The sequence below is a fragment of the Alcanivorax sp. genome, from assembly GCF_014762765.1.
Classification (GTDB): Bacteria; Pseudomonadota; Gammaproteobacteria; order Pseudomonadales; family Alcanivoracaceae; genus Alcanivorax.
The window spans coordinates 19,340-23,919 of the sequence record NZ_JABURH010000099.1 but is presented as its reverse complement, the minus strand read 5'-3'; the positions used below and the strand labels follow the sequence as shown (position 1 = coordinate 23,919).

The 4,580-nt window shown below is 58.2% G+C and carries 3 protein-coding genes and 1 pseudogene; 3 read left to right on the top strand and 1 reads right to left on the bottom strand.

Features of this window, described 5'->3' with window-relative positions:
- Nucleotides 1-696, top strand: a pseudogene (locus HUJ17_RS05430) (acetyl-CoA C-acyltransferase); the annotation flags it as partial.
- Between the two features lie 147 nt (nucleotides 697-843).
- Complete coding sequence (locus HUJ17_RS05425) at nucleotides 844-1,590, top strand: DUF4336 domain-containing protein (protein ID WP_290509719.1); 747 nt, start codon at nucleotides 844-846, stop codon at nucleotides 1,588-1,590.
- On the opposite strand, the gene HUJ17_RS05420 is transcribed toward HUJ17_RS05425, so the two are convergent.
- Nucleotides 1,587-2,186: a TetR/AcrR family transcriptional regulator gene (locus tag HUJ17_RS05420; RefSeq protein ID WP_290509718.1), complete on the bottom strand. Its 600-nt coding sequence runs from the start codon at nucleotides 2,184-2,186 to the stop codon at nucleotides 1,587-1,589. The genes HUJ17_RS05425 and HUJ17_RS05420 overlap by 4 nt on opposite strands.
- A 271-nt stretch (nucleotides 2,187-2,457) precedes the next feature.
- Between HUJ17_RS05420 and HUJ17_RS05415 the strand changes: the two genes are divergently transcribed.
- Nucleotides 2,458-4,476: an NADPH-dependent 2,4-dienoyl-CoA reductase gene (locus HUJ17_RS05415; protein ID WP_290509717.1), complete on the top strand. Its 2,019-nt coding sequence runs from the start codon at nucleotides 2,458-2,460 to the stop codon at nucleotides 4,474-4,476.
- Nucleotides 4,477-4,580: the final 104 nt, after the last annotated feature.

The following is a 4,580-nucleotide window of genomic DNA, read 5'->3' as shown; positions in this document are numbered from 1 at the left end:
CAGGACGAGCTGGCGTGGAAATCCCACCAGAACCTGGCCAAGTCCTATGAAGATGGCTGGCAGGATGACCTGATCACCCCGTTCAAGGGTCTGGAGCGCGACAACAACATGCGCGGCGATTCCACCCTGGAAAAACTTGCCACCCTGAAGCCTTGCTTCGGCGGCCCGGACGGCACCATGACCCCGGCCAACTCCACCCCGCTGACCGACGGTGCCTCCACGGTACTGCTGGCCACCGAAGAGTGGGCCAAAGAGCGTGGCCTGCCGGTACTGGCCTACCTGACCATCGGTGAAGCCGCTGCCGTGGACTTCATCGGCAAGAAAGAAGGCCTGCTGATGGCACCGGCCTACGCCGTACCGAGCATGCTGGACAAGCTGGACCTGACCCTGCAGGACTTCGATTTCTACGAAATCCACGAAGCCTTCGCGTCCCAGGTACTGTCTACCCTGAAAGCCTGGGAAGACGAGACTTTCTGCAAAGAGCGTCTGGGTCGCAAGAAAGCCCTGGGCAGCATCGACCGTAGCAAGCTGAACGTGAAAGGCTCCTCCCTGGCAGCCGGTCACCCGTTCGCTGCCACCGGTGGCCGTATCATCGCCAATGCTGCCAAGCTGCTGAACGAAAAAGGCTCCGGCCGCGCACTGATCTCCGTGTGTGCCGCTGGCGGTCAGGGCGTGGTAGCGATTCTCGAGAAGTAATCGCTGGCATGACTCAAAAAAACCGGCCTTCGGGCCGGTTTTTTTATGCCTGGAGAACACGAATAGCGCCCCGGCCTTGATATGACACCCGGACAGTTTCAGGCGTACTCTTGTACTGCTCATGCACATGGAACGGTGGATTGATTAATGCAATGGTTATCCTTTTATGAACCGGTAAATCATCTTAAATCTGTTGCGGAAAACGTCTGGATTGCGGATGGCGGTATTACTGCCATGGCCATGTATGGGGTGCATATTCCCTTTACCACTCGTATGACTGTGGTGCGGTTGAATGACGGCCAATTGTGGGTGCATTCCCCCATTGCATACACGCCAGAACTGGCGGCCCAGTTAGACGCATTGGGCGAAGTCTCTCATCTGGTGTCACCCAACATGATTCATTATGCCCATATCCCGGGCTGGGCGGAGCATTATCCCAATGCGCGTACCTGGGCTTCACCCGGAGTCAGGGAGCGGGCGCAGGGGCAGGGAATTGATGTGTGGTTTTCTGATGATCTGGGGGATGACCCCTCAGAGGCCTGGTATGAAGAAATAGACCAGCTGCGTTTTCGTGGCAGTTCGGTAATGGAGGAAATGGTGTTCTTCCACCGCCCCAGCCGTACTCTTATCGTGACCGATCTGATCGAAAACTTTGATCCGGCCAAGGTACATTGGGCCTATCGGGGTCTGTTGCGTCTTACTGGTGTCGTCGCTCCCCATGGTCAGGCTCCGCTGGATTACCGGTTTACTTTCCGCGGGCGCAAGAAGCAGGCAAGGGCATGTTTTGAGGCCATGCTGGGCTGGCAACCGGAGCGTATCCTGCTGGCCCATGGTAACTGGATTCAACATGATGGAACGGCCGCCTTGAAGCGGGCGTTTCGCTGGTTGGATTAAGGTCGTGAAAGGGCGGCCATGATGAGCGCCACGGATTGCTCGCTGACCGCCTCTATATCTTCCCGGTTCACATAAATGCCGTCGATCAACAGGCGGCACAGGCCGTGTACGGTGGCCCAGCTGGCCTGGGCCACGCGCAATGGATCGGTATTGGCGGGAAGCCGGCCCTGGAGCTGGCTGCCCAGCCGCTCGGCGTAATTGCGGAAGCTGCGATAGGCCACCGCCTTCAGTTCCTCGGTGGGTTGCCCGCTTTTCCAGATGGTGCGGCCGAACATCAGCTCATACTGTTCCGGGTGTTCGGTGGCAAAGCGAAGGTACTCGCGGACAAAGTGTTGAATCCGCTCTTTCGAGCCTTCCCCCTGCAACTGACGGCCGATCATCTCGTCCAGCTGGTTGAATGCCTGAGTCGCCAGGGCACAGAGCAAGGCATTCTTGTCACGGAAGTGATGGTAGGGTGCGGTACGAGAAACCCCGGCCCGTTCCGCCAGCTTGCGCAGGGACAGGCCGTCAATACCGTCCTCGTCAAGCAGCCGGTTGGCTTCCCGGAGCAAGGTGGAATGCAGGTCGCCGTGGTGATAGCGCGCGGGTCGTGACATGGTAAATCCAGTTGCAAGTTGAAAGTGGCAAGTTACAACGCGCTGCAAAGCTGGCAGCAGACTAGCAGCCGGTTACGCGAACAAGCTGGTTTGGGCGCGGGCAGGGTGGTGCTGGTTATTGCCACACAGATGCCGCGTTGACACTTTCAACTTGTAACTTGCCTGGGTAGTTTCAGCAATAATCTTGACAGTGTCAAAATAAGCCATTAACTTGACGCCGTCCAGATAATTAACGCGTAGCCATCTTTGGTGACGATACGGAGCACACACCATGACAGCCGACCGCTATTCCAACCTGCTTTCCCCCCTGGATCTGGGCCATACCCAGCTCAAGAACCGGGTGATCATGGGGTCCATGCACACCGGTCTGGAAGACCGTTTCTGGCAATTTCCCAAGCTCGCGGCTTACTTTGCCGAGCGTGCCCGTGGTGGTGTTGGCTTGATTGTTACCGGTGGCTTCAACCCGAACAAGAAAGGGTGGTTCTACCCGTTCTCCGGGCTGTTCAACAATCGTTTTGACGTGATGAACCACCGCAAGGTGACCGATGCGGTGCACCGGGAAGGGGGCAAGATTGCCTTGCAGGTGCTCCACGCCGGCCGCTACAGCTACCACCCGTTCTCCCGTTCTGCCTCGGCGATCAAGAGCCCGATCAACCCGTTCAAGCCCAAGGCAATGTCTACCAAAGAGGTGGAGCAGACGGTGAAGGATTTTGCCCACACGGCTTACCTGGCCAAGAAAGCTGGCTATGACGGTGTGGAGATCATGGGTTCCGAAGGCTATCTGATTAACCAGTTCACCGCGCCGCGCACCAACAAGCGCAAGGACAAATACGGCGGCAATGCAGAAAACCGTCGTCGCTTCCCGGTGGAAATCGTGCGCGAAACCCGCAAGCGTTGTGGTGATGATTTCATCATCATGTTCCGCATGTCGGTGATTGATCTGGTGCCGGAAGGCTCCACCCGTGAAGAAGTGCTTGATCTGGCCAAGGAGCTGGAAGCAGCCGGTGCCAGCCTGCTGAACTCCGGTATCGGCTGGCACGAGGCCCGGGTACCTACCATCGTGACTTCTGTGCCCCGGGCCGCCTTCGCCGAAGCCACCCGTCAGGTGAAAGAGGTGGTATCCATTCCGGTGGTGGCTTCAAACCGCATCAATGATCCGGACGTGGCGGAAGAGATTCTCAAGAGCGGTCAGGCAGATGCGGTGTCCATGGCCCGTCAGTTGCTGGCGGACCCGGACTTCGTGAGAAAGACCGAGCAGGGCAAGGCTGACGAGATCAATACCTGCATCGCCTGTAACCAGGCCTGTCTGGATCACACCTTCCAGCTCAAGCGGGCGTCCTGTCTGGTCAATCCCCGTGCCTGCCACGAAACCGAACTGTTGTACCTGCGTACTGCCAAGCCGAAGAAGGTGGCGGTTGTCGGCGCTGGCCCGGCGGGATTGTCCTGTGCCACGGTGGCGGCAGAGCGGGGTCATGATGTCACCCTGTTTGATCAGGCCGGCGAAATCGGTGGCCAGTTCAATATGGCCAAGGTGATCCCGGGCAAGGAAGAGTTCCACAACACCATTCGCTATTTCGGCAAGCGTATCGAAAACACCGGCGTCACCCTGAAGCTCAACACCCGGGTGGAAGTGGCGGACCTGCAGGCACAGGGCTTTGACGAAATCGTTATCGCCACCGGTGTGCTGCCGCGTACGCCGGGTATCCCCGGCATTGATCATCCCAAGGTGTTGTCCTATGTGGATGTGCTGCGTGGCAAGGCCCAGGTGGGTGAAAAAGTGGCGGTAATCGGTGCCGGTGGTATCGGTTTTGATGTGTCCGAGTTCCTGGCCGAGCATCCCCGCGATGGCGAGCAGCCTTTACCGGAATGGATGAAGGAGTGGGGCGTGGACATGGATAGCGATGCCCGAGGTGGCCTGGTGGAGCCGGAGGTGGAGAAACCCGCCCGGCAGATCACCTTGCTGCAACGCAAGCCGACGCCGCTGGGCAAGGACCTGGGCAAGACTTCCGGCTGGGTACATCGCGCCACCCTGAAATCCCGCAACGTGGACATGTTGAAAGGCTGTAGCTACGAGAAAATCGATGACGCTGGCCTGCATATCAAGATCGGTGAGGAAAGCCGGGTGCTGGATGTGGACCACGTGGTGATCTGTGCCGGCCAGGAATCCCTGCGCGAGCTGTATCAGGAAGAAGCGAAAAACTTCCACCTGATCGGCGGCGCTGACCTGGCTGCAGAGCTCGACGCCAAACGTGCAATCCGCCAGGGCGCGGAAGTCGCCGCTGCGCTGTAAGGATGGGATGTAGGGGCGGCGCACAGAGAGCGCCGCTCCTACAAAAAAAGCCCTTGCCGGGAAAACCTGGCAAGGGCTTTTTTTGTTTTTCGCTATTAATTATT

What these genes read in the sequence shown, in the direction of transcription:
- HUJ17_RS05415 (WP_290509717.1), top strand. Translation starts at nt 2,458, where the DNA reads ATGACAGCCGACCGCTATTCCAACCTGCTTTCCCCCCTGGATCTGGGC.
- HUJ17_RS05420 (WP_290509718.1), bottom strand. Translation starts at nt 2,186, where the DNA reads ATGTCACGACCCGCGCGCTATCACCACGGCGACCTGCATTCCACCTTG.
- HUJ17_RS05425 (WP_290509719.1), top strand. Translation starts at nt 844, where the DNA reads ATGCAATGGTTATCCTTTTATGAACCGGTAAATCATCTTAAATCTGTT.